Origin of the sequence: Rhodopseudomonas sp. B29 (assembly GCF_000333455.1) — a bacterium.
In the GTDB taxonomy this organism is placed as follows: Bacteria; Pseudomonadota; Alphaproteobacteria; order Rhizobiales; family Xanthobacteraceae; genus Rhodopseudomonas.
Map to the genome: position 1 here is coordinate 1 of NZ_BADD01000581.1, position 1,445 is coordinate 1,445.

The following is a 1,445-nucleotide window of genomic DNA, read 5'->3' on the forward strand; positions in this document are numbered from 1 at the left end:
CGCGTGCGATCGCGACACGCTGCTGTTGGCCGCCGGACAGCTGATCGGCGCGCTGCGCCGCATAGCCAGCCATGTCGAACTGATCGAGCGCCGACAGCGCCAAAGCGCGATCCTTCTCGGGCCACATCTGCGCCAGCGACCGCCACGACGAAACTTCGGACAGTCGTCCCATCAGCACGTTGGTGAGCACGTCGAGACGGCCGATCAGATTGAACTGCTGGAAGATCATCGCCGAACGCGCCCGCCACTGGCGCAGTTCGCGGCCGGTCAGTCCGGTGACATCGGTGCCGTCGAACAGGATGCGGCCTTCGGTCGGATCGGCGAGGCGGTTCAACATCCGCAGCAAAGTCGATTTGCCGGCGCCGGAACGACCGATCACTCCGACGAACGAGCCCCGCTCGACGGAGAACGAGGCGCCGTCCACGGCAGCCTTGCTCCCGAAACAGCAAGTTAGACCTTCAACTACCAGCATGCGCGAGCTCCACCGTTTGCATATGGCTAGCGCCGATAAATTGCAGCTATGTGACACGAAATGTTCCGAGCGACGGGCCAGTCATCGTTCTGTCACGACGACGTCATCGCAGCGACCAATGACAGGACGGCGGGATTTCGGCATAGCTCGGCGACCGCTCACTTCGGCCCCAAGACCGAGATCGGGAGCCTGATCACTCGCGTGCCGAGTGACCGCTTCCTTGCAAGAGGACTCATTCACGATGGCCGGCAAACAGCTTTCGGTCGCTCCCACCGTCGATCCCAGCGCCAAGCTGCACGATGTCCGGCTCGGACGTTATTGCGAGGTCGGCGCCCGCACCATCCTGCACGAGGTGGCGATGGGCGATTACTCCTATGTGGTCAATGATTCGCAGATCACCTACACGAACATCGGCAAGTTCTGCTCGATCGCGGCGATGACCCGGATCAATCCGGGCAATCATCCGATGCAGCGCGCCACCCAGGCGCATTTCACCTACCGGGCCAGCGCCTATTTCGAAGGCGAAAGTGACGACGCCGAGTTCTTCGAATGGCGGCGGGCGCATCACATCGACATCGGCCACGACGTATGGATCGGCCATGGCGCCATCGTGCTGCCGGGCCGCAATATCGGCACCGGCTCGGTGATCGCTGCCGGCGCGGTGGTGACGCACGACGTGCCAGCCTATACGATCGTGGTCGGCAATCCGGCGCGGCCGCTGCGCCGGCGCTTTTCCGAAGCCGTCGCCGAAAGGCTGCTCGACCTGGCTTGGTGGGACTGGGAGCACGAGGCGCTGCGGCTGGCGCTGCCGGATTTCCGCAAACTGCCGGTCGAGGCGTTTCTCGACAAATACGAAGCCGGCGCGAAGCCGCCGGCAGTTCGAACTGGTTGTTGTAGCAGTTGCCGACCTGCGCCACGCGTGCCGGCCAGTTCGGCTGGCCGAGCACGATGTCGCCGATTTTGTCTCGCGCGA

The 1,445-nt window shown here is 63.7% G+C and carries 2 protein-coding genes; one reads left to right on the plus strand and one right to left on the minus strand.

The genetic code is table 11. From position 1 onward, the window contains the following. The coding region (locus I5M_RS20830) for a phosphonate ABC transporter ATP-binding protein (protein WP_031337238.1) at positions 1–472 on the minus strand (472 nt) is incomplete at its 3' end. A gap of 241 nt (positions 473–713) precedes the next feature. On the opposite strand from I5M_RS20830, the gene I5M_RS20835 reads away from it, so the two are divergent. Continuing rightward, positions 714–1,445: acetyltransferase (locus tag I5M_RS20835; protein WP_022723169.1), on the plus strand; the 732-nt coding region annotated here is incomplete at its 3' end.